The sequence below is a fragment of the Parapontixanthobacter aurantiacus genome, from assembly GCF_009827635.1.
GTDB classification, from domain to species: domain Bacteria; phylum Pseudomonadota; class Alphaproteobacteria; order Sphingomonadales; family Sphingomonadaceae; genus Parapontixanthobacter; species Parapontixanthobacter aurantiacus.
Map to the genome: position 1 here is coordinate 1,331,427 of NZ_WTYW01000001.1, position 24,843 is coordinate 1,356,269.

Here is a 24,843-nt window from a genome sequence, read left to right on the forward strand (position 1 = left end):
CTTGCTGGTTACTCCTGTCCTGCCGGCACTGTTGCGAATGATGCAACCATCGCTCTAATCGTAGGGGTTGGCAATGCCCATTGTGCGAAGCGCGCGAATTTCCAGCGCCTCCATCGCCTCCGCCTGTTCCGCGCTGTCGACATGGTCGTGCCCGGCCAGATGGAGGAACCCATGGAGCAGCAGATGGGCAGCGTGATCGGCCAGCGCAATCCCCTTGTCTCGCGCTTCGGCCAGGCAGGTTTCGTAGGCAAGCGCGATGTCGCCCAGCATTTCGGGCGGACCGTCGGAAGCGAGGCCGGCAAGCGCATCGCGGTCCAGCATGGGAAAAGAGAGGACGTTGGTCGGCTTGTCGCGCCCGCGCCATTCGCGGTTAAGCGCATGAACCTCCGCGTCGGTCGTGAACAGGACGCTTGCCGCAAGCCGATCGTTGGCGAGCAACGGCTCGACGCCCGCCGCCGCCTCCGCCGTCCTGTCCGCAAGCGCCTCCCACCCGCCTTCCGGCCAGCCTTCCAGATCCACGTCGAGCATCATAACGAAAGGCCCTCTTAATTCGCTCGGTTCGTCGCGTGTGAAGCACGGTTGGAACACATGGAACACGGTCTTGCGGAAGAAAAACCCGTCCGTCGCAGAACCTGCACAAGGCGCGAAAAAGTCACGGAGAATGGCGGCACAGCGGTCATCGCGATGCAAATACTACAGCCCGCAACCGTAGGAAAGACGCACTGCGAGAGGAAACCGGTCACATCGTCGAAAGCGCGCGAAGAAAAAGGGGCCGGATCGCGGCCCCTTCTCCTGTCACATGATGTTTGGGTCAGATCTTGTCGCCGGTTGCGCCTTCGACTTCGCCCTTGACGTTCTGGGCTTCGCCCTTGCGCTCCTGCGCGCGGCCTTTTGCGCGCGTTTCTGCATCGCCGGAATGTTGCTTCGCTTCACCGACCGCTTCGTTGGTCATGCCCTTCGCTTTTTCTGTCAGCTCGCCCATGTTCGCTCTCCTTGTTCTGCACGGCAATATTGCCATCATTTATCAAGCGAACGACGGTGCGAGATGTTCCGGCTCGACGCGTTATCGAATTTGGCGATGAGCCCCCTGAATCTTGCGGAAATCAAACGCACGAGAGGCGCTTTCACTCGCGCGTTCGGGGTCTCTGCCAACCCGGACCTTCTCCCCCTAAGACTTTTAATTCGTTGGAGAATTTGACACCGAGGGCGGGTCATCGTTCCGCTGGGCGCTTACCTCGGACGGATCGCTTCGGCCATCGCGCATATCGACGGGCGCGAGGGCATCCGCGTCAATTTCGATGCCGACAAGATCGCCGTCCCGGTCGAGACCGCGGCGCGGACCGGCCTCATCTTTTCAGAAGTGCTGACCAATTCACTGCAACACGCGTTCGAGGATCGTTCGGAAGGGCTGGTCGAGGCGCGGGTCAAGCAATTGAGCGGCAGCACGCTGCGCATCAGCGTCATGGACGATGGTACGGGAATGCCGGCCGATCACGACTGGCCGAATAACGGCAATCTGGGTTCGCGCATCGTGCGCAATCTCGTCGCGGGTCTGAACGGCGATCTCAATGTCGATACGAAGATCAAGGGCACGACGATAACGCTCGACATCCCGCTCGACGAGCAGGCGGACATCATCGCTTCCGAGCAATAGGGCTTCCCTAACCCGACGCAGCTGGACGGCGCCCAGCCCCGGCTCGACTGCGTATCGCTACTCCGCCTTGCCCTCGTAAGCCTCGACGATGCGACCGACGATCGGGTGACGCACGACATCGGCGGCGGAGAAGCGGATGGTGCCGAAACCCTCCACCCCTTCGAGCTTGTCAACCGCATCATTCAGCCCGCTCATCCCCGAGCCGCCCGGAATGTCGACCTGGCGCGGGTCGCCGCACACCACCATCCGGCTGTTCTGGCCGAACCGGGTGAGGAACATCTTCATCTGCTCGCGCGTGGTGTTCTGCGCCTCGTCCAGAATGACGAAGGCGTCGGCCAGCGTCCGTCCACGCATGAAGGCGATGGGGGCGATTTCGATCTCGCCCGAGGCCATCCGCCGCTCCACCTGTTCGGGCGGCATGCAGTCGTACAGCGCGTCGTAAAGCGGGCGGAGGAAGGGGTCGACCTTCTCCTTCATGTCGCCGGGCAGGAAGCCGATCTTCTCGCCCGCCTCGACCGCCGGACGCGACAGGATGAGGCGCTGCACGCTGCCGGTAATGAGCTGGCTGACCGCCTGCGCGACGGCGAGATAGGTCTTGCCGGTTCCCGCAGGGCCGAGCGCGAAGATGATGTCGTCGCGCGCCAGACTGCGCATATAGTCGATCTGCGTGGCGGAGCGCGGCACGATGGTCTTGCGGCGCGTGCGGATCATGATCGGCGCCGCCTTGGGATCGCTGCGATCGCCCGAAATGATGCCTTCCAAGGTCGGCTCGTTCGACATCGCGATCAGCGCCTCGATCGCGCCCGCATCGAGGTCCTGCCCCTGCGCCAGCCGGTCGTACATCGTCTGGAGCACTTCCTTCGCGCGGGCGACCCCGTCCTCCGGCCCCTCTATCTGCAATTCGTCGCCGCGGGCCGAAATGAATACGCCCAGGCGGTTCTCGACCTGCACCAGATTGGCGTCGAACTGTCCGTAAAGCGTGCCGAGCAGCGCCTGATTGTCGAAGGAGATGTCGGCCTTGGCCCGGCGCGTTTCCCGGCGCGGTGTCGGCGGATTGCTGAGGGCGATGTCGCTATCGGCATCCGTGCCGCCGGCGGGTGGGGGTTTTCGGGCCATGCGCTTCCTTATTGCTGCGTTGCCCTACAAGATAATCGGAAAGCGTCGCCTGACAAGTTCGCGGCGGTCGCGGAACGGTGGAAAGCCGCTATGCCGGTGCCGCTCAGGCGGCGGCGGGTTGCAGCAGGGCGCCGCCCATCGACTGCTGTCCGGCGGAGGTCATCTCGACCCGCACGAGATCGCCGATCTCGGCCTCTCCGGTGAAATGCACGGATTGCAGCCAGGGCGACTTGCCGAGCCACTGCCCGTCGCGCTTGCCGCGCCGTTCCACCAGCACCTCGCAGTTTGTGCCGATGCTCGCCTCGTTGAAGGCAAGCTGGTCGCGGCGCAGGGACGCCTGCAGACGCTGGAGTCGCTCGTCCATCACTTCGGGCGCAATCTGCGCGTCCATCGTCGCGGCGGGCGTGCCGGGACGGGGCGAGTATTTGAAGCTGAAAGCCTGCGCGTAACCGACGGCATCCACCAGTGCGAGCGTATCGGCGAACTCGGCCTCGCTCTCACCGGGAAAGCCGACGATGAAATCGCCCGACAGCGCGAGATCAGGCCGCGCTGCGCGGAAGCGTTCTAGCAGCTTCAGATAGCTTTCCGCCGTGTGGCTACGGTTCATCGCCTTCAGCACGCGGTCGCTGCCGGACTGCACCGGCAGGTGAAGATAGGGCATCAGCTTGTCGACCTCGCCATGCACCGCGATGAGGTCGTCATCCATGTCGGCGGGGTGGCTCGTTGTGTAGCGGATGCGGGCGAGCCCATCGACCTTTGCGAGCGTGCGGATAAGACCGCCCAGCCCGATCCGGCGGCCCGCAGCGTCCTCTCCGCTCCAGGCGCTGACATTCTGGCCGAGCAGGGTGATCTCGCGCGCACCGGCCTCCACCAGCTTCTGCGCCTCCTCGACGAGATCGGCGTAAGGGCGGGAGATTTCCGCCCCGCGGGTATAGGGCACGACGCAATAGGTGCAGAACTTGTCGCAGCCTTCCTGGATCGTGAGGAAAGCGCCCGGTGCAGACCGCTTGCGGCGGGGCAAGGCGGCGAACTTGGCGATCGCCGGCATGTCGGTATCGGCGGCGCGCTCGCCCTTCACCGCCCGGTCGAGCATTTCCGGCAGGCGGTGATAGGCCTGCGGACCGACGACCATGCCGACCGCCGGAGCACGGGCCATGATCTCTTCGCCCTCGGCCTGCGCCACGCAGCCTGCGACCGCGATCAGCGGCTGACGGCCCGCCTCGCGTCCGCGCTTCACGATGCGGCCGATGTCGGAATAGACCTTTTCCGCCGCCTTTTCCCGGATGTGGCAGGTGTTGAGCACGACGAGGTCGGCGTCCTCGCCTTCGGCGGCAGGCGCTATGCCCTGCTCGCCAAGGAGTTCGGCCATACGCTCGCCGTCATAGACGTTCATCTGGCAGCCGAAGCTCTTGACCCGATAGGTCTTGGGGGCGTTGGTCGGTTTCATGAGAAGCGCGCCCTCTAACGCAAAGGGCGAAGGGGTTCAACGCTTCTCGCGCGGGGTGTGGGCCGACGTGGGGTCAGGCCGCGCGGACGAGGCAGGCGGGCCCGGCAGCGACGGGTTCGAGAGCGCGCAGCAAGTGCTCGATCGCCTGCGGCTTTACGAGCCACTGGGCATGGAGACGGGCGAGCGGGCGGTCGCCCCTCGCAAGATCGATGACGACCGCTTCGAGGCTGCGCTCATGCGCGGTGACATCGGCACTGCCCGGCTCGGCGACCTGCACCGGCGCCCGTCCCGCATAGCGCAGGACGGCCTCGGCGCGTTCGAGCGACCATTTCGCCACCCGGGCCGAAGCACCGCGGCCGAAAGTCGCATCGTCATTTGCATGACAGCCGTGCCAGACCGTCCTGAAATTCTCGATCACGTCGCAAACCTCTCAATCTGCTATTGAGAATGATATGCAACTGGCGCGATGTCAACCTTCGGAGGAGCCGGGACAACAAAAAAGGCCGGAGCATCGCCCCGGCCTCTTTCCGTTCGGTATTCGATCGAATGGTCAGGCGACGGCGCGCTGACTTTCTTCAGGCACGAACTCACCGCACCAGTCGTCGGCTGCGACAGTCGGCCAATGCGCCTTTTTGTCACCCTCGGCGGGCGACGGGGCATAGCGACGGCATTCGCTTTGATTGTCGTTATAGAACTTGCAGGCGGAACATTGCATGAGTGGTCTCCTCAATCGTCGGTCTACCCAAACAATGCTGTTTTATCACGGCTGGTTCCGAAAAACGAACAAATTCAACATCTTAGTATTGATAATCATTAGCAGAAAAGGCCGAAATTCTGCTGCTGCGGTCTATCCAATTGAATAAAATGGAGAGGCTGCAGTATTAACGCAACTTGTCTTGGACCGGCGACCTATTCGCGCACTACATTTTGATAGCAGATCACAGTTTAAGACCCGCTGAGTAAAGGATCAGACTTAATACCGCATTCTGTTCATAGTTCATCTAGGTAAGCCAAGCCCATAAAATAGCCGGCCGCCCATGACAGCCAAACCGGCCACAGCATAAACGCCACCAACATTGCGAAAGGAACCGTGCCAAAAGGGTTGATCCCGGTGGCGACAATAAACATCCAAACTGGGAGCAGCCCGACGAAGAAAGGCCTTCGCCCACGAGTTATCCATCGAGCATGAGCACTTAACATTGTTATAGATAAGGCCGCGACGAATACGGCGCCACAGACTAAATACACCGTAATCATGCCATTGCAGCTTGCGCTAGCTACCCAACCGTCGCCTTGGTGATCTTGCCCGGATTCGCCGGCGGCTCACCCTTCGGCAGCGCATCGACGTGCTCCATGCCTTCCTCGACCTGACCCCAAACGGTATATTCTCCGTCGAGGAAATGCGCGTCGTCGAAGCAGATGAAGAACTGCGAATTCGCGCTGTCCGGCACCTGTGTCCGCGCCATCGAGCAGGTTCCGCGCACATGCGGCTCGCTGTTGAACTCTGCCTTGAGGTCGGGCTTGTCGCTCCCGCTCATGCCGGTTCCGGTCGGATCGCCGCCCTGCGCCATGAAGCCGGGGATCACGCGGTGGAAGAGCACCCCGTCATAGAAGCCTTCGCGGGCCAGTTCGGTGATGCGCTCGACATGGCCGGGCGCCAGGTCCGGGCGCAGCTTGATGACGACATCGCCGCCTTCTCCGTTGCCGGTGTCGAGGGTGAGCGTCAGTTTCTGGTCGGCCATATACAGCAATCTCCTTTGATTATGCGGTCCATATAGGGCGTTGGCGGGGGCTGTCACCCTTTGGCCGTGGCCGATGGTATAGGTTCTTGCTTTTCGCCCCCCCGTGCCTAGAGCCGCAGACATGGCGACCGACGATCCCCGCGACGACGAACTGGCGCTGGCCGAGGCGCCGGATACGGTCGTGCGCGCGGACGACCGCGAGGCGGAAGCCAAGATTCCCGACGACCGCATCGATGACGAGCGGATGGACGAGGAAAACACGCTCAAGCCCGAATTCGTCGCGGCGGTCCGCAATGCGCTGGACGCGGAAGACGGCGAGGCTGTCTACGACCTCGTCGAACCGCTGCACCCCGCCGATATCGCCGACCTTCTCGAACTGTTCGAACGCGAGGAACGACATCGCCTCGCCGCTTCCATCACCGACCTCATGTCGAGCGAGGTCGTCGCCGAACTGAACGACTATGTGCGCGACGACATGATGGAATCGCTCGCCCCAGAAGCGGTCGCATCCATCGCCGAGCAGCTGGAGACCGACGACGCCGTCCAGCTGATCGAGGATCTCGACAGTTCGGACCAGCGGGCCATCCTCGCCGAACTCGATGCTGAGGACCGTATCGCCATCGAGCGGGCGCTGTCCTATCCCGAAGAGACCGCCGGACGACTGATGAGCCGCGATTTCGTCGCGGTGCCCGAACACATGACCGTGGGTGCGCTCATCGACTATCTGCGCGAGGACGGCGATCTCACCGACGACTTCTGGGAAATCTTCGTCGTCGACCACACCCATCACCCCGTCGGCACGTGCCAGCTGTCATGGATTTTGCGGACGCCGCGCGACATCCCCCTGTCCGACGTGATGAAGCGGGACCAGACGCTGATCCCCGTCATGCTCGACCAGGAAGAAGTCGCGCTGATGTTCCAGAAATACGGCCTTATCTCCGCCGCGGTGGTGGACGAGGACGACCGGCTGGTCGGGCAGATGACGGTCGACGACATCGTCCACATCATCGCAGAGGAAGCGGGCGAGGACGTCATGCTATTGTCCGGTGCAGGCGAAGGCGACATCAACGAGCCGCTGCGCGATGCCTATAAGAGCCGCGTGCGCTGGCTCGTCGCCAATCTCGGCACGGCGCTCGTCGCGAGCTTCATCATCGCCGCGTTCGGCGCCGCGATCGAGGAACTGGTGGCGCTCGCCGTCCTCATGCCGATCGTCGCAAGCATCGGGGGCAATGCGGGAACGCAGACGATGGCGGTGACCGTGCGCGCCATCGCGATGAACCAGCTTACGCGCAGCAATACGGGGCGCATCCTGCTGCGCGAGATGAAGGTTGCCTTCCTCAACGGTGCGACGATCGCAGTGCTGGTCGGGCTGGCGACCGGCGCCATCTTTACCCCGACGCTCGGTATCGTCATTGCGGCGGCGATGATCATCAATGTCGTCACGGCGGGCCTTGCCGGCGTGCTGGTCCCCGTCATCTTCGACCGCCTGCGCCAGGACCCTGCGGTCGCCTCGAGCGTGTTCGTCACGATGATCACCGATTCGATGGGCTTCTTCGCCTTTCTCGGACTGGCGGTCTCGGCAGGACTGGCGGGTTAACCCCCCGGGCTGGCGCGCTCGCAATGGCTGACTGGCTTCCTATATGCGGTCCATGCCGCTGCACATGACGAAGATCGCCTTCGGAGCGAAGAGCCACGCCGATCTCGAAAGCTGGTTTCGCAATCGCAAGGACATGCGGCTGACCACGCGCTATCTGCCCAAGCGGCACGAGGAGATGGCGGGTGGCTCGCTTTACTGGATCCGCGATCACGCGCTTGTCGGGCGGACGCCGATCAGGGGGTTCGAGCAAACGCCAGAGGGGCGCTGGTGGATCCACCTCGAACCGCGGTTGATCGCCGTCCTGCCGAGGCCCAAGCGCGCGCATCAGGGCTGGCGCTATCTGGAGGAGGCGAATGCCCCGCGCGACCTCGAGGAAGGCGAGGATATCGGCGATGTCCTGCCCGGCCGCCTTGCCGGCAAGCTGCAGAAGCTTGGGTTGATCTGATTTCGGAACGCAGCGCTCCGCTCGCTCGTTGACAGGGCAAAGGAGAATATTTCATGCCCGAACGCCAATCGCGCCACCCCGACAACGATCTCATCGACGAAATGAAGGAGCAGCCGACCCCTTCGCAGCAGGGTTCGTCCGGTGGCGAGGTCAATCGCCGCGTCGGCAAGCGTGCCGAACTGAACCGCGCAACCGACCCGGACAATCGCGAACCGGTCGTCGGTTCGGACAATCCGCAGGAAGACGCGCAAAAAGGTCCCAAATCACGCGCTGCCATTCAGGAAAAGCGCGAGAACAATTGACTGGCCTCAAATTTATTGAACGTGAAAGGCCTCGCCGGAGCATCGGCGGGGTCTTTTTCGTTGCGCGGCAAATTCAGTGAAGGCGCGGTGTCGCGCTCTTTCGCGAAGCCACTGCATCCCGCCCGACTATGAAAAAATAGACTCCCCAGAGCGTGAAACCGATAAGTTCGGACAGGTCTTCTCCCGCATAGATTGCCCTGCTCAGGAATTCGATGTTGTCCAGGAGAACGCTGGAGGCCAGGAATGCGAGGGAAAGCCCGAGGATCGCCAGGGGCGTTCGCGCGAGCAGTTTCCAGTGCCAGCCGAGGATCGCGAGGAAGATCAGCCCGTAAACGAGGAAAATCTTGTTCTCGGACAGACCCACCCGATAGGCGTTCTCGTGCAGCATGTAGGCATCGTCGAGGAAGAGCAGAACCGACAGAAGGCCGCCCGACCAGAGAAACGATGCCATCCTGCCGCGCGACAGGGACGCTGAAAAAATCACTCCGCCCGTCAGAAAGGCGAGGATCAGCATTCCGGCAATTTCGAGACCCCCAAAGAACCAGGGTTGGCCCGCCATTGCGTTGGGGTCCCGCAAGAGGTTCATCAGGCTAGTATCGGCTGCGCTGCTCAGAAAATATCCGGCGACTTCGAGCAGGATGACCAAGACCAACCCTACCAGCAGGGCGTACCGATGATCCCAGGAGGACGTCACCGCTTGCCTCACGAGCGCCATCACACTCGAAATCAGGCCATCGTGGTGGTGATCCCGTTCGAATGATCTTGCTGGTGTTGCCATCGTTTCCCCCGCATTTTTAGTATCTCGCGCGATTCAACGCACGAGCCACCAAAAGTGTCACGAAACTGACATAAAGCAAATCGAAGGTCTTCTCGACGCCTCACATAGCGCCGTCTTGGACACGATGTCTTATTACGAGACGCGCTTCGAGAGTACGCGCTCGATCACGTTGACGTAGGTTTCCGCACCTTGCGCCCCCGGCACCATGAACTTGCCATCGAAGATCATTGCCGGAACGCCGGTGATGTTCATGGCGTAGGCCTGTTGTTCGTCCGCGCGCACGGCTTCGCCAATCGCCCGGTCGTCGAGAGCCGCTGCCGCCCCTGCACGATCGAATCCCGTTTCCTCGGCGATGTCGAGCAGAACTTCGCACTTGCCGATCCGTCGGCGGTGATGAAAATGCGCCGCGAACAAGGCGAGTTTCAGTTCCGTTTGCCGTTCGGCGCCGTGTTCAGCGAGCGCCCAGTGAAGCAGCTTGTGCGCAGCAAAGGTGTTCCACATCATCGCTGGCGGGGCGTTCTCCGTCTCGCCTGCGTAATCGAGGCTGACACCCGCATCCTCGGCAGCCTGCGCCATCTGACCGACGACCGCAGCCGCCTGTTCCGCTGTCCGTCCGTATTTGCGAGCGATATGGGCGACCCGCTCCTCGCCTTCGTCCGGCATGTCCGGGTTCAGCTCGAATGCATGCCAGCGGATTTCGGCGATGACCGTGTCGGAAAGCTGATCGAGCGCCTTCGAAAGCTGACCCCAGCCGATGAGGCACCACGGACACATGACATCCGAAAAGATGTCGATGACGAGCGCCGACTTTCCGTCGCTGGCGACCTGTTGCGGGCCGTCCGTCATTGCTCGAGCCACCATGTCACGAGGTGGTGCGCAATCGCTTCCTTCCGCGGAAAGACCAGCAATTCGGTTCCGTCGGGTCCCGCCTCGCGAGCCGCTTCGAGTTCGGCGCGCGTGAACCAGCGCGCATCTTCCAGTTCGGTCTCGTCGATGGTCAAAGCATCGCTCAGCGCCGTCGCATGGCAACCGATCATCAATTGCGAGGGAAACGGCCAGGGCTGGCTCGCGATGTAGGTCACGTTCTCGACCGCGACCCCCGCTTCCTCTTGCACTTCGCGGGCCACGGCCTCCTCGATGGTCTCGCCCGGTTCCACGAACCCGGCGAGCGCCGAATAAATCCGCTCGGGAAAGCGCGGCTGGCGTCCGAGCAGCAGGCGACGATCCGCACCTTCGCCATGCATGACGAGCATGATCGTGACGGGGTCGGTACGCGGAAAATGGCTCGCGCCGCATGCCTCGCAATCGCGTTGCCAGCCGCCTTTTGCGAGCTTCGTTGCCGCGCCGCACCGGGCGCAGAAGCGGTGCCTTGCATGCCAGTCGACGAGGCTGCGCGCCCCGCCATAGACGGCCAGATCGGGGGCAGAGAGCAATTGCATCGCCGACCATACGCGCGGGTCGGCATAGGCGGGGCCGGTTGCTCCCTGTTCCGGGACGGCGGCGAAGCACGCCTTGCCCTCGTCGAAGCCTAAAAAGACCAGATCGCATTGCTCCGGCGCGTCGGCCAGCGTGCCCCAGGCAAGCCGACCGCTTTCATCCATCGCCGGATTGAGCCCGTCGAGCAGGAGCAGGCGCGCGCGCCAGTTCATAAGCCCCGCCAGACCGTCGGGATCGGTCCGGATATGGTCCGCCCTGTCGAGCGGCGATCCAGCGAAGGCTATCGGCAGTATCGTAGCTGCGGGCATCGCGTTCAGGCGGCAACCTTCATGGCTGCACGGGCGGCCTCGATGTCTTTCGCAAGGGCTTCCATGAAGTCAGCGCGCAGCGGCTGTGCATCGGTCGGCATATACTGCACGAACAATCCGGCGCGCAGGCCCGTCTTCATATTGACCATGGCCGCGGTCCCCGCTGCGCCGGCCCAGCCATAAGTGCCTTCCTGACCGCCCGCGCCGACGCTGCCGCCCGCGCCGTATCCGCCCCCACCCATCCAGGTGTTGGCGAGCGATACTCCCTCGGGAAGCAGATTGCTGGTCGCAATGCGGATGGCGTTCTCGCTGACGACGCGCCGCCCCTCGATCGCTCCATAGCCCACGAGCATCTTGTTGAACCGGTCATAGTCGCGCGGACTGCTGACGAGACCCGCGCCGCCAAAAGGAAATTCCGGCTTGTCGAGATAGATCGAGGAACGGGCGGGATCGATCGGAATCAGGTTGCCCGCGACGAAGCCGTAATTCGTCGTCAGCCGATCGACCTCGCTCTGCGGCACGGTGAAATAGGTGCTGTCCATCCCGGCTGGGCCGAAGATGTTGTCGCGCAGGAAACTGTCGAAGGGCTGACCCGAAACGACTTCGATTACCCGGCCCATCAGGTCGAGCGAGACGGAATAGCTCCACCGCGTGCCGGGCTGATAGACGAGCGGCAATTTCGCCAACCGGTCTGCGAAAGTTGCGAGGCTGGGGGCGGGCCGCCCCGAAAACTGCCCCGGTATCGGCAGTCGGCTAACCTGGCCCGGAACGATGCCGGCCCGGTTATAGGCGTCGCGGATCGGGCCGGACTGAATGATGTTGTAGCCGAGCCCGGCGGTGTGGGTGAGCAACTGGCGGATCGTGATGTCGCGCTCTGCCGGGACGGTGCTGGTGACCGCGGCGGTCGGGCTGGTGAGGACGTGCATGTCCGCAAAGGCGGGCAGAATGTCCTTCAGGGGCTGGTCGAGTTCAAGCTTTCCGGCGTCGATCAGCATGGAAGCAGCGACGCCCGTGACCGGCTTGGTCATGGAATAGATGCGATAGAGGCTGTCGGGTCCGGCGGGCACGTTGCCGCCGATCGAGAGCGGTCCGCGATAGAGATATTCGGGGTCCTGCTGGCCGAAGCCGATCGCGGCGACGTAGTTCGCGATCTTGCGCTGCGAGACGTACCGGTCGCCGATGGCCCTGACGGCGTTCCATTCGATCTTCGGCGCGACTTGCGCGAGAACTCCGCGCGCCCCGGTGCAACCCGCAAGAAAAGCGCCTGCCCCGCCGAACGCCGCAGCGCGGAGGATGCCGCGCCGCGACAGGGTTGCATCGGAAGAAAAGGATCGAAAGGCCATCGTGAACATCCTCGAATGGGAAAAGGCAGGTCGCCGGGCAAATGATATTGCGGAATAACGGTCTGAACTGAACCGTCTATTGCCGAGACGGGTTCGTCTTGCAAATTCCTACTGTCCTATCCATATAAGACACGATGCTCAACATTCTTTCCATTCTCATCGGCCTGTTCTCGCTGCTGATCGTCATTCCTTCGCAAATACCATTCCTCGGCTGGGGCAATTGGTTCGCGCTTCCGGTCGTCGTGGCAGGGGTCGCGGTCGGTGCCTTGTCGAGCCGCAATGGCGGGCGGAACTTCTGCCTCATCGTGCTGGCGATTGCGGTCCTGCGCTTGATGATCGGCGGCGGTATCTTCTAGGTTTCGTCGTCATCGGCTGCGAGGGCCAGCAGAGCCGCCTTGGCGAACAGCGTCGGCAATCCCGCGTCTTCGAGCGCGTCGACATCCCACCATTCGCCCTTCCCCGACACAGCGCTCGCCTCGTTCAGCTTCGTTCGAAGCAGATCGAGGGTGAGCTTTGCATGGGTGAAGCCGTGGCGCACCGCCCCCGCCTTTTCCCAATCCGCTGAAACGGGCGGCTCGCCCGAACCGTCCGCTCTCGCCGTCCAGCCATCGTCCGGCAAAGCGCGCATCCCGCCGAGCATGACCGCCGCAGACCGTTCGACGAGCCATACCTGACGCAGACTGCCCGGCCCCTCCCGCTCGATCCAGAAGGCGGTTCCGCGCCGCTCCGGCACGGATTTCTTCGCAGGCTTCACCGGATAGCGGGTCGCCTCGCCCGACGCCCGCGCCTTGCAAGCATCGGCCAGCGGGCAGAGCAGGCACCGCGGATCGCGCGGCGTGCAGATCGTCGCGCCGAGATCCATCATGGCTTGCGCGAAATCGCCGCTTTGGTGTGACGGGGTGATGGTGTGCGTGGCGCTGCGGATGGCCTTTCGCGCACCGGGCAAGGGTTCGCCGATCGCGAACAAGCGCGCGACGACCCGCTCGACATTCGCATCGACGACCACCGCCCTTTGCCGGAACGCGATGGCGGCGATGGCCGCGGCGGTATAGTCGCCCACGCCCGGCAGCCGGCGCAATTCCGTTTCCGTTTCCGGAAAGCCGCCCATGGCGGATACCTGCCTTGCGCAAGCGACGAGGTTGCGGGCGCGCGAGTAATAGCCGAGTCCCGCCCAGGCAGCCATGATGTCGGCGTCGGACGCTGCCGCGAGCGCATCGACATCGGGCCAGACCCGTGTGAACTTCTTGAAATAGGGCTTCACCGCCGCGACGGTCGTTTGTTGCAGCATCACCTCGGACAGCCATGTGCGATAGGGATCGGGCCGCTCGCCTCCGGGCGGAATACGCCACGGTAGCGCGCGCGCATGGCTGTCGTACCATTCGAGCAGGCGGGGCGCGATTTCTTCGTGTGCGATGCGGTTGTCGGTGGCGGTCACGCAGGCGATATGGCATGGAGACGCGCAGGATGAAACGGGACGAGGACGACAGGCTGCGAAAGGCCGCGGAGAACGCGGGCAAGAGTGCCGCGAGCCGGGCGAAAGCGCCGCGTGCCAAGGCCTATGAACGTCCGCGCGGTGGGGAAGCCAAGCAAATCTCCAACCTCATGCCGCAGATCGGTCGGACGGCCTTTCGCCGCTTCGGCTTCGTGCAATCGAGCGTCGTCTCGCGCTGGCCGGAAATCGTCGGGGACGTCCATGCGCGCGTCTGTGCGCCGGAATCGATCCGCTTCCCGCCGGGCGAGAAGGCGGAAGGGATCATGCAACTCGTCGTGATGCCCGCCCATGCGCCGCTCATCCAGCATGTCATCCCGGAGATCATCGAGCGCGTGAACCGCTTCTTCGGCTACAAGGCGGTGGCGCGGGTGAAGATCCGGCAAGGCGAAGTTAAGCCTCCGCCCGATACCAGCCGGCCCAAGGCGCCGCCCTCATTGCGTCCGATCCCGATGGAGCTTGGCGAATCGCTGCGCGACATCGGCGACCCGGAATTGCGGACGGTGCTCGAATCACTGGCGCGAAGCATGGCCACGAAGGACGACAAGTGAAGATGACGAGTATGCTACTGAAGAAAGGTGCACTGGCGTTCGCGGCGTTGGCGCTCGGCCTCGGAGCGAGTCCGGCCATCGCGCAGATGCAGGGTCTGGCGGCGGCACGGACGACCGAAGCGGGTCATAGCGTCGGCAACGAGGAAGCGCCCGTCTCGCTTATCGCCTTCATCTCCTATACCTGCCCCGCCTGCGCCAATTTCACGCGTCAGAGCGAAGGCGCGATGCAGATCGGCTATATTGGGCAGAACCAAGTGACGCTCGAATACCGGCCGATGATCCACAATCCGGTCGATCTGGTGGCGACGATGCTGGTGGAATGCGGGTCCGACGACCGGTTCTACAAGAACCACATGAATGTCTATTCCCGGCAAGGTGAATGGCTGCAAACGCTGCGCAACGCACCGCAGAGCCAGATTGCCCTCTGGTCGCAGGGCAACACGTCCGCCAATGCGCGGCGCAGCATTGCGAGCGGGCTCGGCTTTTACGAGATGTTCGAAAGCGCAGGCTATCGCCGGACCGATCTCGACGCCTGTCTCTCGGACCAGATGCGGGCCGATGCGCTGATCGCCCAGGCGCAGAAGAACTATACGGAGTTCGGCCTGCCCAGCACGCCCAGCTTCGCGATCGACGGCGAACCGCAGCCGGGCATCCATAGCTGGCAGCAGTTGCAGCCCCTTATCGAAGCGGCGATCCTCGATACCGACGAACCGGCGGACCTCGACGAGCCATCGGTCTTCGCCGATTGACGGACGGTGACGATATGTGGATAGCGCGCGGCCGGCCAGCCGCAACATTTTGCGAGGCACGCAGCTTTGCGCTAGTGCCGATACGACCAATTTCATCGCGAGGGGCGATCCTGACATGACGACGATTTCGAAGACTTTCGGCAAGCTGGCACTGGCCGCGACCATGGCGCTTGCGCTGACGGCCTGCGAACAGGCGAATACCGGCGGCGAAATACCCGAAGGCGAAGCGGTCGCAGAGGTTGCCGCGCCCGACAGCGGCGCCTGGACCGATCAGGTGCAGGTGACGGATCGCGGTGGCTATCTCATCGGCAATCCCGACGCGCCCATCTCGCTCGTCGAGTATGGCTCGCTCACCTGTCCCGCCTGTGCCGCTTTCTCCGTCGCCTCGGACGAGCCCTTGCGGGAGGAATTCATCAATTCGGGCCGCGTGAATTTCGAATTGCGCAGCTTCATGATCCACGGGACGCCCGACCTCGTCCTGACGCGCCTCATCGAATGTCCCGGCCTGCAGGCGGTCTATCCGCTGTCGCACGAGGTCTGGAGCAATCTCGGCCCGCTGCTCGACCAGGCGCAGGCCGCCGGACCCGCCCTCGAACAGGCCATGCAGCTTCCGGAAAACGAGCGCTTCGTCGCCTTTGCCGAGCGTAGCGGAATGCTGGACTTCTTCGCAGCGCGCGGCGTCAGCGAAGCTCAGGCGCGCCAGTGCCTGTCCGACTATGGCGCGATGGAACGTCTCGCCGGCTTCTCCGACAGCTATTCGGGCGACGACGTAACTGGCACGCCGACCTTCTTCCTCAACGGAACGAAGCTCGACACGAACAGCTGGGACGGCGTTCGCGAGGCACTCGAACGGGCCGGAGCCCGCTAACGCAAGAGGGGGACGCGGTCTGAGCGGTTCGACGCCATGCTGATCAAGCGATTGAAGCTGTCCGGCTTCAAGAGCTTCGTCGAGCCTTCCGAACTGCGCATCGAACCGGGTCTGACGGGCATCGTCGGGCCGAATGGCTGCGGCAAGTCCAACCTGCTCGAAGCGATCCGCTGGGTCATGGGCGAGAACTCGCCCAAATCCATGCGTTCGGGCGGGATGGAAGACGTCATCTTCGCCGGCACGCAGCAGCGCCCTGCCCGCGATTTCGCCGAAGTGGTGCTGCAGGCCGAGGACGACGACGGCGAGGAATTGCAGGTCGTCCGCCGGATCGAGCGCGGGGCGGGCAGCGCCTATCGCGTCAACGGGCAGGACGTGCGGGCGAAGGACGTCGCACTGACCTTTGCCGATGCGGCCACGGGTGCTCATTCGCCTGCTCTCGTCAGCCAGGGCAAGATCGCACAGGTCATCGCGGCGAAGCCTGCGGAACGCCGCCAAATGCTCGAGGAAGCCGCAGGGATCGCCGGTCTGCATGTTCGTCGGCGCGATGCGGAAAGCAAACTGCGGCAGACCGAGGCCAACCTGGCACGGCTCGAGGACCTGATGGCAGGGCTCGACGCGCAGATGGCCTCGCTCAAACGGCAGGCGAAACAGGCCGAGCGTTACACCAAACTATCGGATGCCATCCGGCTCGCGGAGGCGCGGCTCGTTTTCAGCCGCTGGCGCGAAGCCAAGGCAGCGGCAGATGCCGCACGCAAGGAAGCCACTGCGGCGGACGAGGCGGTCGAGGCGGCACAGGCAGCAGTGAACGAAGCGCAGAAGGTGCAACGCATAACGGCGGAGGCTCTGGCGAAAGCGCGCGAAGAGCAGGCCAACCGGCGCGACGATGCGAGCGCGCATGGACACCGCATGGCGTCGCTGACCACCCAGCTCGAAGCAGCAGAGGAACGGATCGCCGATCTCGACCGGCAACTCGCGCGACTTGCCGAAGATCGCAAGGATGCCGACCGCATGACCCGCGACGCGGCGGAGGCGCTCACGCGGCTGGAGCGCGACCTCTCCGACGTGGCGGAACGGCTGGCCGCCGACGAAGCGCGCCGCCCCGCCCTGCAATCGGCGAGCGAAGACGCCGAACGCGCTGCCCGGACCAGCGAACTGGCACTGGCCAAGGCGACGGCGGATCTGGCGGGCGTGGAGGCGGAATGGCGTGTCGTTGCTGCCGAAATCGCTCAGGCTGAGGCCGCCTATAAGCGCCTTGCCGAAGAGGCCGAGCGGCGCGAGCGGCAACGCGCAGAACTCAGGGCGCAGGCAGATGAGGCTGAAACGCTGGCATCCGCGCGGCAGGCGCTCGACGAAGCGCGCAAGGCCTACGCAGCCGGGAAGGACAGGTTTGCCGCCTTGCAAGAAAGCAAGAGCGACCTGCAATCGCGCCGCGATATGGCGGCTTCAGAACTTTCGGCTGCGCGGGCCGAAATGGCAGGTGTCGAACGCGAATACGAAGCTTTGGAACGCGACCGCAGTCAGCGCCAAAAACAGCGCGACCAGCGGCAGGGAAAGGCACTCGCCATCGAGGGCGTCAAGGCCGAACCGGGCTACGAAAAGGCGGTGGCGGCAGTGCTTGGGCGCGATGCGAAGACCCCGCTCGGTCATGCGGAAGGATCGCAGGACGGACGGTTCTGGACCGGCAGGAATACGCCCGAAACCGTCGAAAATGCGCTGCTTTCCCACATTCGCGACTGCCCTTCCGAGCTTAAGGCACGCTTCGCGCTGGTCCAGGTCGCGGACGAGGATGACGGGCGGCAACTTGCGCCCGGCGAATGGCTCGTCACGCTGGACGGCGCCTTGCGACGGTGGGACGGCCTTGTCGTGCGCGGCGAAGGCGCAGCAGAAGCGGCGCGGCTGGAGGCCGACAACCGCCTCACCGAACTGGAGGCGCAGCTGCCCGCATTGCGGCAGGACTTCACTGATGCCGAAACCGCCCACAAGGATGTCGAGCGGGAATTGAGCGAGGTCGGGCGCGAGCTTGTCGCAGCCGAACGAACCGTCGCGGAACTGTCGGAGGAAGAGCGCAGCGCGATGCGGCGGCTCGACCAGGCGGAAGCAGCGAGGGAACGGCTCGAAGCACGGCTGGCGGAACTCGATGCGGGGGAAGAGGATCATGCCGAGCGATTACGCGCGGCCCGGTCCGAGATTGCCGAGGCCGAGGCGAAGCGCGATGCCTTGCCCGATCCGCAAGCTTCGCGCGACGCGCGCGAGGCGGCTCATGCGACGAACGATGCTGCGCGCACCCGGCTTCAGGCGAGCCTGGCAGCGCTTGCCGCGCACGATCAGGCGCTGGCCGTGGCGCGGGAGCGAGTGGCGGCGCAGCGGAGCGAGCAGGCGGGGTGGAAGGCGCGGGCCGGCGATGCAGCGCGAAGGCTGTCCGAGACCGGCTCGCGCGCCGAGGAACTGGCGGAAGAACGCGCTGTCCTCGCCGCCAAGCCGGAAGGACTGCTCCGCGAGATCGAACAGGGCGAGGCGGTGCGCGACCGTCTGGGCAAGGCGCTGTCAGAGGCGGAGGCTGCGCTCGCCGCGGCGCAAGATGCCGCCGGCGATGCGGACCGCGAACTCGCGAGCGCGGGAGAGGCGCTGGCGCAGGCGCGCGAGGCTCGCGCAGGACTGGCCGAGCGCGCGGAGAACCAGGATGCCCGACGGATCGAAATGGCCCGTATTGCAGGCGAGCGGTTCCAGACGCCGCCGCCGCTCCTGCCGAACAAGTTCGGCTTCGAAGAGGACGACATTGCCGGACCGGCCCGCGAATCCGAAGCGATGGACCAACTCGTTGCCAGCCGGGAGCGGATCGGTCCCGTCAATCTCGTCGCAGCAGAGGAATTGCAGCGCATCGAGGAAGAGCGCGGCGCGGGCGGCGCGGAGCGCGAGGAACTGGCCGAAGCAGTCCATCGCCTGCGCGGCTCCATCGGCAATCTCAACCGCGAGGGGCGCACGCGCCTCAAACAGGCGTTCGAAGAAGTGGACCGGCATTTCCGGCGGCTGTTCACCCGGCTGTTCGAGGGCGGACAGGCCCATCTGGCGCTCGTCGACAGCGACGATCCGCTGGAGGCCGGGCTCGAGATTTTCGCACAGCCGCCCGGCAAGCGCCTGCAATCGCTGACGCTTCTGTCGGGCGGAGAGCAGGCGCTGACCGCCATCGCCCTCATCTTCGCGCTCTTCCTGACCAACCCCGCGCCGATCTGCGTCCTCGACGAGGTCGATGCGCCGCTGGACGATGCGAATATCGACCGCTTCTGCGATTTGCTCGATGCGATGGTGCGCGAGACGAAGACCCGATATCTCATCGTGACGCACAATGCGGTGACGATGAGCCGCATGCATCGCCTGTTCGGCGTGACCATGATCGAGCAGGGCGTAAGCCGGCTCGTCAGCGTCGATCTGGGGGCGGCGGAGGAACTGATCGCCGCGGAATAGCCGTGCCCCACGGGCGGGCGTGAAGTCAGTCGATGGCGTTCTTCAGCGACTGGCGGATCGACTTCAGCTCGTCGATCAAATCATCCTCGTTGGACTTGTTGCCATAGCCATCCCGCTTCGCGGTCTTGTCTTCCTCGGTAAAGAAGACCGAGGCCTCCTTCCCTTGCTGGTCGTCGCCAGAAGCCTCGATGCCAGGTGACGCGACGTCGGACTGTGCGACCGTCGGGGCTGCGGTGTCGCTGTCGGGATGCCATTTCGCCAGCGCCTTCTTCGCCCCCTTGATCGTGTATCCCTCGCGATTGACGAGCTGGTCGATCCGCTGGATCAGCGCCACGTCATTCGCGCGGTAGTAGCGTCGACTGCCCGACCGCTTGAGCGGTTTGAGGGAAGGAAACTGCTGCTCCCAATAGCGCAGCACGTGGGGTTTGATGCCGAGCGCGGCGCTCACTTCCCCGATGGTGCGCATGGCACCTGGTTCCTTGCCGTCATCGAACTCGATGTCCATGACGTCAGGACTTCGCGATGCGGTCTTTGAGCAGCTGGCTCGCGCGGAAAGTCAGGACCCGGCGCGGGGTGATCGGCACTTCGACACCCGTCTTGGGGTTTCTGCCGACCCGTTCCTTCTTGTCGCGCAGCACGAAGCTGCCGAAACCGGAAATCTTTACATTCTCACCCTTTTTCAGGGCCTCGCACATATGTTCAAGTATTGCTTCGAGCAGATCGAGCGATTCCGATCGGGAAAATCCCAATTTACGGTTTACTGTCTCAGCCAGATCAGCGCGAGTTAGCGTGCCCACCGAACGCATATTCGCCTCCTTTGTAGTTCTGCTGCGACCCCCCGGTAACCTTTATGCTTTTATCTATTAAGCATTGATAGCTTGCTGCGCAACGTGTCGGACAAAAGATTTTTTCGCCCTGTCAACAATTTACGCGGGCTAGATGCGGATGAGTGCAGCTCCCCAGGCGAAACCACCGCCCATGGCCTCGAGCATGACGAGATCGCCTTTGACGATCCGCCCGTCACGCATGGCGACATCGAGCGCCAGCGGCACCGATGCGGCGGAGGTATTCGCATGGCGATCGACGGTCACGACGACTTTTTCCGGCGGCAATCCGAGCTTTTTCGCGGTCGCGTCGAGGATGCGCTGATTGGCCTGATGCGGGACGATCCAGTCGATGTCGCCGCCTTCGATACCGGCCTCGCTTAGCACTTCGTTGAGGACGTCGGACAGGTTCACGACCGCATGGCGGAACACTTCGCGCCCCTTCATGCGAAGCTTGCCGACGGTCTGTGTCGTCGATGGGCCGCCATCCACGTAGAGGAGATCGTGATGCGCACCATCCGCATGAAGCTTGCTGGCGATGATGCCGCGCATTTCCTCTTCGGTTTCCTGCGCTTCGAGGACGACCGCCCCCGCCCCGTCGCCGAACAGTACGCAGGTCGTGCGATCCTCCCAGTCGAGGATGCGGCTGAACGTCTCCGCACCGATGACGAGGGCGCGCTTGGCCGCACCCGTCTTCAGCAGAGCATCCGCCGTGGTCAGCGCGTAGAGGAAGCCCGAGCAAACCGCCTGCATATCGAACGCGATGCCGCCATTGCAGCCGAGCGCTTCCTGCACTTTCGTCGCAGTCGCGGGAAAGGTGTTGTCGGGGGTCGCGGTCGCCACCACGATGAGGCCGATGTCGGCAGGTTCGAGCCCGGCCGCTGCCAGGGCGTTACGCGCAGCCTCCGTCGCAAGCGTGGCGGTCGTCTCCCCCTCGCCCGCGAGATAGCGCTGCTTGATGCCCGTGCGCTCCTGTATCCAGGCATCGCTCGTATCGACACGCTCCTCGAGCTCGGCATTGGTGACGCAGGTCTTCGGCAGGGCCGAGCCCGTTCCGCACAGGACCGAGCGGATCATGCGAGGTCGATCGACCTGTCGATCGTGGCCGCTCCCCGATGTTCGAGTGCCCCGACATCACCGGAAATGCGTTCGATCAGCGATTCCTCGAGCAGCCTCGCCGCCACGGTCACCGCATTGGCGACGCCCAGCGCATTCGCGCTGCCGTGGCTTTTGACGACCACCCCGTTTAGCCCGAGAAAGACGGCGCCGTTGTGGTTGTTGGGGTCGAGGTGGTGGCGCAGCAATTCGGTCGCGGGACGCGATACGAGGAAGCCGACCTTGGAGCGCAGCGAACTGGTGAAGGCATTGCGCAGCAGGTCGGTGACGAAGCGCGCCGCCCCCTCGATCGCTTTCAACGCGATATTGCCGGAGAAGCCGTCGGTCACGACCACGTCTACTTCGCCGCGATTGATCTTGTCTGCCTCGACGAACCCGTCAAAGCGCATGGCAAGCCCGCTCGCCGCACGCAATTGCGCAGCGGCGTCCTGCAGATCCTCGGTACCCTTGTTCTCTTCGGTGCCGATGTTGAGAAGGCGCACGCGCGGTTCGGAAAGACCGGTCAGGATGCGCGCATAGGCCGCGCCCATGATTGCGAACTGTACGAGGTTGCGCGCGTCGCATTCGCGATTCGCGCCGAGGTCGAGCATGATGACGTCATTGTCGCCGAGCGTCGGTAACAGGGCGGCGAGCGCGGGCCGGTCGATACCCGGCAGGGTTCGCAATGCCAGCTTGCTCATCGCCATCAGCGCGCCGGTATTGCCGGCACTGACGGCGGCCCCGGCGTCGCCCTTCTTCACCGCGTTGACGGCCAGACCCATCGAGGTCGTCTTCGCACGGCGAAGCGCGCGGGACGGTTTCTCGTCCCCTTCGACCACGTCGTCGCAATGGAGGATTTCGCTCGCGCCGGTCATGCCGGGATGATTGGCGAGCGCGGCCTTGATCTTCGGCTCGTCCCCGACCAGCAGGAACTTGAACTTGTCGTGACGGCGCCGCGCGAGGGCCGCGCCCTCGATCATGACGCGCACGCCCTCGTCCCCGCCCATCGCGTCAATGGCGATACGCGGCAAACTCATGGCACTCTCCGGCTGTTTTGCGGTCAGAGACCGACAGAGACGATTTCGCGCCCGTTATAGAAGCCGCAAGCGTTGCAGAGGTTGTGCGGGCGCTTCAATTCGCCGCAGTTCGAGCATTCGTGGAATGCCTCGACCTTCAGCGAATCGTGACTGCGCCGATTGCCACGGCGATGCGGTGAAACTTTTCTTTTAGGGACAGCCATTGCGGCACCTGTTCCTTAACACAAATTCGTTTGCATGGACCGCCTTACGGCAAGCCGGAGACCCGCGCAACCGCACGAGACCCTTTCGGCCTGACCCGACAATGGCGGGGGAAGCGGCGGCCTATAGCGCAATTTCATGAGGTTGCAAGCCGCACGATACGACTACCTCCTCTTAAGCCCGCCTTGACAGCAAGCCCAAGACGGCGGTCGTCCCGCCGGATGCGCGCCCTAAGACATCATCCGGTCGGACACGAACTGGTTGGTCTGCCGTTCCTGACCGAACGTGCTGGTCGGTCCATGTCCGGGAATGAAAGTGATGTCGTTGCCCAGCGGCCAGAGTTTCTGCGTAATCGAATCGAGCAGGTCCTGATGGTTGCCCATCGGAAAGTCCGTCCGGCCGATGCTCCCCTGGAACAGGACGTCGCCGACGATCGCGAACTTGCTCGGCTGGTGAACGAAGACGACATGGCCGGGCGTGTGGCCGGGGCAATGCACGACGTCGAGCGTCAGATTGCCGACCGTGACCGTATCCCCGTCCTCAAGCCAGCGATCGGGCTCGAACACCTGACCGGCGATGCCGTAACGCTGCCCGTCCTCGTCGAGCCGCGCGATCCAGAACCGGTCCGCCTCGTGCGGTCCCTCGATCGGCAGGCCGAGTTCCTTCGCCAGCACGCCCGCCTCGCCGCAGTGGTCGATATGGCCGTGCGTGATGAGGATCTTCTCGAGTTCGACCCCGGCCTTCGCCACGCCCGATTTAAGCCTTGCAAGATCACCGCCCGGATCGATCAGCGCCGCCTTGTTCGTTTCGGTGCACCAGATCAGCGAGCAGTTCTGCTGCAGCGGCGTCACCGGCAGGATGGCAGCGCGCATCTTCGGGGCGGGTCGGTCGGTCGTCGTCTGTGTCATGCCGCCCGATGTGGCGGCGAAGCTGCGCAAATGCAATGCGAAGGCGGGCTCATGCCTCGCCGCGCAGGATGTCGAACCTGTTGACCGGGGCGTCGGGCGCGAAGAAGTCTGGAATGTATTCGCTTTCCTTCATCTCAGACCTTTCCGCCCTTCCACACGACACGCCCGACGATCTCGACCTCGTCCAGCGCAAGTTCGAACGGGGCGTAGGCCTCGTTGGCGCTGATGAGCGTGATGCGTCCCGGCATCCTTGCCTGCACACGCTTGACGTGGAGCACTTCGGCGAGCCGCACGACATAAATGCCGTCGCGCAAGGCCCTGCTCGTTCGATCGACGAGAATTTCATCGCCGCCCCGCAGGACCGGCTCCATCGAATCGCCCTCGACCCGGATTGCCGAAAGCTGCGCGTCCGCCAGCCCCATCTCGCGGAGCCAGCGGCGCGAGAAACGGATCGCATCGAAGGAAATTTCCTCTGCGCTGAACGAACCCGGCCCCGCCGAAGCGTCGAGCTGGAGGCGCGGCACCGTGATCCATTCGCCCGCAGCATCCTTCGCCCGCGCCGTTCCCGTCACCTGCGCCCCGGTCGCGCCGAGCACCTCTTCACCGACGTCGAAGAATTCAGCGAGCCGCCGGCGATCGTCCTCCGCCAGCCGCCGCGGAGAGCCCTTCCGCACGAATTGCTGGAGGTAAGTGGGATTTCGCCCGATCATTTCGGACAAGCCCGCTAGGCTAACCCGCCTCTCGTCGGCCAGTTGCAACAGTGTCTCTCTTACTTCACCGGCGTCGTCCATGCATGTTTCCTTCGCCTCGTTCGAAAAATGCCCTAGCCGATGTATTTTTCCTAGACAAGTAGGACTTTATGCGGGACGAAACAGGAACACGGCGGATTCGCCGGCACGTTTCGAACCATCAGGGAGGTCGCCCATGCTGATCCGAGAGATCGAGAAATTCCTTCGAAGATACGACATGCCAGTGACCAAGTTCGGGCGACTGGCAGCGCATGATCCGCGCTTCGTCCTCGATCTTCGCATGGGCCGCATACCGCGGGAAAACACGCGAAAAAAAGTGGAACATTTCATGAACAAATACGCCGAGACCGAAGCCGGAAAGGAGTGCGCACAATGATCGAGCGCAAGATCGAAGGGGAAATTCCCCCGCCCCGTAAGGCGCGCCGCACCAGCACGGACCGGCTGCGCGAAGCTATCCTGGCACTGGCCGACCACCGGGCGCAGGTCGTCTCCCATTCGGAACGTCCCTGGGCCAGCATCACCTTTACGGGCACGCGCCACACATTGGCGCTGATCTTCGCCGGGGCGGAAGCGGTCGCGGCGGCAGAATATTTCATCGCCGCCCTGCCCGATCACGAGTTCGCCATCCCGAAACATCTGGTCGCCGACGCCGCCATCGGCGCGGTCGAACACCGGATGCTGCCCACGCCGCGCATGAGCATCACTTGCGAAATCCTGATGCTGGACGAGGACTAGTAGAAA

The 24,843-nt window shown here is 63.7% G+C and carries 29 protein-coding genes and 1 pseudogene; 12 read left to right on the forward strand and 18 right to left on the reverse strand.

Features of this window, described 5'->3' with window-relative positions:
- Positions 1-54 precede the first annotated feature (54 nt).
- Both ybeY and GRI38_RS06480 read right to left on the reverse strand, forming a co-directional pair.
- Positions 55-531 (reverse strand): rRNA maturation RNase YbeY, encoded by a 477-nt coding sequence (ybeY, locus tag GRI38_RS06475; protein WP_160682053.1) that lies wholly within the window; start codon positions 529-531, stop codon positions 55-57.
- Positions 532-811: 280 nt separating this feature from the next.
- Positions 812-982, reverse strand: coding sequence for a CsbD family protein (locus GRI38_RS06480; RefSeq protein ID WP_160682054.1), 171 nt, complete (start codon positions 980-982; stop codon positions 812-814).
- A 327-nt stretch (positions 983-1,309) separates the two neighbouring features.
- On the opposite strand from GRI38_RS06480, the gene GRI38_RS06485 reads away from it, so the two are divergent.
- The gene (locus GRI38_RS06485; protein ID WP_337191267.1) at positions 1,310-1,654 is read left to right on the forward strand and encodes an ATP-binding protein; all 345 of its coding nucleotides are present in this window, start codon (positions 1,310-1,312) and stop codon (positions 1,652-1,654) included.
- Positions 1,655-1,711: 57 nt separating this feature from the next.
- Here the strand turns inward: GRI38_RS06485 and GRI38_RS06490 are convergent, their stop codons facing one another.
- From GRI38_RS06490 to GRI38_RS06500, 3 genes are all read right to left on the reverse strand, one after another.
- Positions 1,712-2,770, reverse strand: a complete 1,059-nt coding sequence (locus GRI38_RS06490) for a PhoH family protein (protein WP_160682055.1) — start codon at positions 2,768-2,770, stop codon at positions 1,712-1,714.
- A 103-nt stretch (positions 2,771-2,873) separates the two neighbouring features.
- On the reverse strand, positions 2,874-4,217 hold the full coding sequence (gene miaB, locus GRI38_RS06495; RefSeq protein WP_160682056.1) for a tRNA (N6-isopentenyl adenosine(37)-C2)-methylthiotransferase MiaB: 1,344 nt from the start codon (positions 4,215-4,217) through the stop codon (positions 2,874-2,876).
- A gap of 73 nt (positions 4,218-4,290) precedes the next feature.
- Entirely contained in the window at positions 4,291-4,635 is a 345-nt protein-coding gene (locus GRI38_RS06500) for a hypothetical protein (RefSeq protein ID WP_160682057.1), read from the reverse strand.
- A 48-nt stretch (positions 4,636-4,683) separates the two neighbouring features.
- On the opposite strand from GRI38_RS06500, the gene GRI38_RS06505 reads away from it, so the two are divergent.
- Entirely contained in the window at positions 4,684-5,034 is a 351-nt protein-coding gene (locus tag GRI38_RS06505; protein ID WP_160682058.1) for a hypothetical protein, read from the forward strand.
- A 460-nt stretch (positions 5,035-5,494) separates the two neighbouring features.
- Here the strand turns inward: GRI38_RS06505 and GRI38_RS06510 are convergent, their stop codons facing one another.
- Positions 5,495-5,959: a peptidylprolyl isomerase gene (locus GRI38_RS06510; RefSeq protein WP_160682059.1), complete on the reverse strand. Its 465-nt coding sequence runs from the start codon at positions 5,957-5,959 to the stop codon at positions 5,495-5,497.
- A 121-nt stretch (positions 5,960-6,080) separates the two neighbouring features.
- Between GRI38_RS06510 and mgtE the strand changes: the two genes are divergently transcribed.
- Genes mgtE through GRI38_RS06525 form a run of 3 tightly spaced genes read left to right on the forward strand, consistent with a single transcriptional unit; the run spans position 6,081 to position 8,303 of the window.
- Positions 6,081-7,556, forward strand: a complete 1,476-nt coding sequence (mgtE, locus tag GRI38_RS06515) for a magnesium transporter (RefSeq protein WP_160682060.1) — start codon at positions 6,081-6,083, stop codon at positions 7,554-7,556.
- 52 nt (positions 7,557-7,608) lie between these two features.
- Positions 7,609-8,001, forward strand: coding sequence for a DUF1489 family protein (locus tag GRI38_RS06520; protein WP_160682498.1), 393 nt, complete (start codon positions 7,609-7,611; stop codon positions 7,999-8,001).
- 53 nt (positions 8,002-8,054) lie between these two features.
- Positions 8,055-8,303, forward strand: a complete 249-nt coding sequence (locus GRI38_RS06525) for a hypothetical protein (RefSeq protein WP_160682061.1) — start codon at positions 8,055-8,057, stop codon at positions 8,301-8,303.
- 73 nt (positions 8,304-8,376) lie between these two features.
- On the opposite strand, the gene GRI38_RS06530 is transcribed toward GRI38_RS06525, so the two are convergent.
- From GRI38_RS06530 to GRI38_RS06545, 4 genes are all read right to left on the reverse strand, one after another.
- Positions 8,377-9,081: a hypothetical protein gene (locus GRI38_RS06530; RefSeq protein WP_160682062.1), complete on the reverse strand. Its 705-nt coding sequence runs from the start codon at positions 9,079-9,081 to the stop codon at positions 8,377-8,379.
- Between the two features lie 132 nt (positions 9,082-9,213).
- Positions 9,214-9,927, reverse strand: coding sequence for a DsbA family oxidoreductase (locus GRI38_RS06535; protein ID WP_160682063.1), 714 nt, complete (start codon positions 9,925-9,927; stop codon positions 9,214-9,216).
- Positions 9,924-10,826, reverse strand: a complete 903-nt coding sequence (nudC, locus tag GRI38_RS06540) for an NAD(+) diphosphatase (protein ID WP_160682064.1) — start codon at positions 10,824-10,826, stop codon at positions 9,924-9,926. The genes GRI38_RS06535 and nudC overlap by 4 nt, the downstream gene beginning before the upstream one ends.
- 5 nt (positions 10,827-10,831) lie before the next feature.
- Positions 10,832-12,169, reverse strand: coding sequence for a serine hydrolase domain-containing protein (locus GRI38_RS06545; RefSeq protein ID WP_160682065.1), 1,338 nt, complete (start codon positions 12,167-12,169; stop codon positions 10,832-10,834).
- 134 nt (positions 12,170-12,303) lie between these two features.
- On the opposite strand from GRI38_RS06545, the gene GRI38_RS06550 reads away from it, so the two are divergent.
- Complete coding sequence (locus tag GRI38_RS06550; protein ID WP_160682066.1) at positions 12,304-12,525, forward strand: hypothetical protein; 222 nt, start codon at positions 12,304-12,306, stop codon at positions 12,523-12,525.
- On the opposite strand, the gene GRI38_RS06555 is transcribed toward GRI38_RS06550, so the two are convergent.
- The gene (locus GRI38_RS06555; RefSeq protein WP_160682067.1) at positions 12,522-13,604 is read right to left on the reverse strand and encodes an NUDIX domain-containing protein; all 1,083 of its coding nucleotides are present in this window, start codon (positions 13,602-13,604) and stop codon (positions 12,522-12,524) included. The genes GRI38_RS06550 and GRI38_RS06555 overlap by 4 nt on opposite strands.
- 14 nt (positions 13,605-13,618) lie before the next feature.
- Between GRI38_RS06555 and GRI38_RS06560 the strand changes: the two genes are divergently transcribed.
- The 4 genes from GRI38_RS06560 to GRI38_RS06575 all read left to right on the forward strand — a co-directional run bounded on the left by GRI38_RS06560 (position 13,619) and on the right by GRI38_RS06575 (position 19,288).
- On the forward strand, positions 13,619-14,209 hold the full coding sequence (locus GRI38_RS06560) for a DUF721 domain-containing protein (RefSeq protein ID WP_237487366.1): 591 nt from the start codon (positions 13,619-13,621) through the stop codon (positions 14,207-14,209).
- A 2-nt stretch (positions 14,210-14,211) separates the two neighbouring features.
- Positions 14,212-14,958 carry a thioredoxin domain-containing protein gene (locus GRI38_RS06565; protein WP_237487441.1) on the forward strand — a complete coding sequence of 249 codons (747 nt, stop codon included), beginning with the start codon at positions 14,212-14,214 and terminating at the stop codon, positions 14,956-14,958.
- 115 nt (positions 14,959-15,073) lie between these two features.
- Entirely contained in the window at positions 15,074-15,826 is a 753-nt protein-coding gene (locus GRI38_RS06570; RefSeq protein ID WP_160682069.1) for a thioredoxin domain-containing protein, read from the forward strand.
- A gap of 36 nt (positions 15,827-15,862) precedes the next feature.
- Positions 15,863-19,288 carry an AAA family ATPase gene (locus GRI38_RS06575; RefSeq protein WP_160682070.1) on the forward strand — a complete coding sequence of 1,142 codons (3,426 nt, stop codon included), beginning with the start codon at positions 15,863-15,865 and terminating at the stop codon, positions 19,286-19,288.
- A gap of 25 nt (positions 19,289-19,313) precedes the next feature.
- Here the strand turns inward: GRI38_RS06575 and GRI38_RS06580 are convergent, their stop codons facing one another.
- From GRI38_RS06580 to GRI38_RS06610, 7 genes and pseudogenes are all read right to left on the reverse strand, one after another.
- Positions 19,314-19,793, reverse strand: a complete 480-nt coding sequence (locus tag GRI38_RS06580) for a MerR family transcriptional regulator (RefSeq protein ID WP_160682071.1) — start codon at positions 19,791-19,793, stop codon at positions 19,314-19,316.
- Positions 19,794-19,797: 4 nt separating this feature from the next.
- Positions 19,798-20,097: pseudogene (locus GRI38_RS06585) on the reverse strand (integration host factor subunit alpha); the annotation flags it as partial.
- A gap of 126 nt (positions 20,098-20,223) precedes the next feature.
- The gene (locus GRI38_RS06590) at positions 20,224-21,189 is read right to left on the reverse strand and encodes a beta-ketoacyl-ACP synthase III (RefSeq protein ID WP_160682073.1); all 966 of its coding nucleotides are present in this window, start codon (positions 21,187-21,189) and stop codon (positions 20,224-20,226) included.
- A complete protein-coding gene (gene plsX / locus GRI38_RS06595) occupies positions 21,186-22,244 on the reverse strand; it encodes a phosphate acyltransferase PlsX (protein ID WP_160682074.1) in 1,059 nt (352 codons plus the stop codon). The genes GRI38_RS06590 and plsX overlap by 4 nt, the downstream gene beginning before the upstream one ends.
- Before the next feature lie 23 nt (positions 22,245-22,267).
- Positions 22,268-22,447: a 50S ribosomal protein L32 gene (gene rpmF / locus GRI38_RS06600; RefSeq protein ID WP_160682075.1), complete on the reverse strand. Its 180-nt coding sequence runs from the start codon at positions 22,445-22,447 to the stop codon at positions 22,268-22,270.
- Positions 22,448-22,675: 228 nt separating this feature from the next.
- Entirely contained in the window at positions 22,676-23,317 is a 642-nt protein-coding gene (locus tag GRI38_RS06605; protein WP_160682500.1) for an MBL fold metallo-hydrolase, read from the reverse strand.
- A 170-nt stretch (positions 23,318-23,487) separates the two neighbouring features.
- Complete coding sequence (locus GRI38_RS06610; RefSeq protein WP_160682076.1) at positions 23,488-24,144, reverse strand: S24 family peptidase; 657 nt, start codon at positions 24,142-24,144, stop codon at positions 23,488-23,490.
- Positions 24,145-24,277: 133 nt separating this feature from the next.
- On the opposite strand from GRI38_RS06610, the gene GRI38_RS06615 reads away from it, so the two are divergent.
- Together GRI38_RS06615 and GRI38_RS06620 are read left to right on the forward strand one after the other, a co-directional pair.
- A complete protein-coding gene (locus GRI38_RS06615; protein ID WP_160682077.1) occupies positions 24,278-24,478 on the forward strand; it encodes a hypothetical protein in 201 nt (66 codons plus the stop codon).
- Positions 24,475-24,837 carry a hypothetical protein gene (locus GRI38_RS06620; protein WP_237487367.1) on the forward strand — a complete coding sequence of 121 codons (363 nt, stop codon included), beginning with the start codon at positions 24,475-24,477 and terminating at the stop codon, positions 24,835-24,837. Before GRI38_RS06615 ends, GRI38_RS06620 begins: the two co-directional genes overlap by 4 nt.
- Positions 24,838-24,843 lie beyond the last annotated feature (6 nt).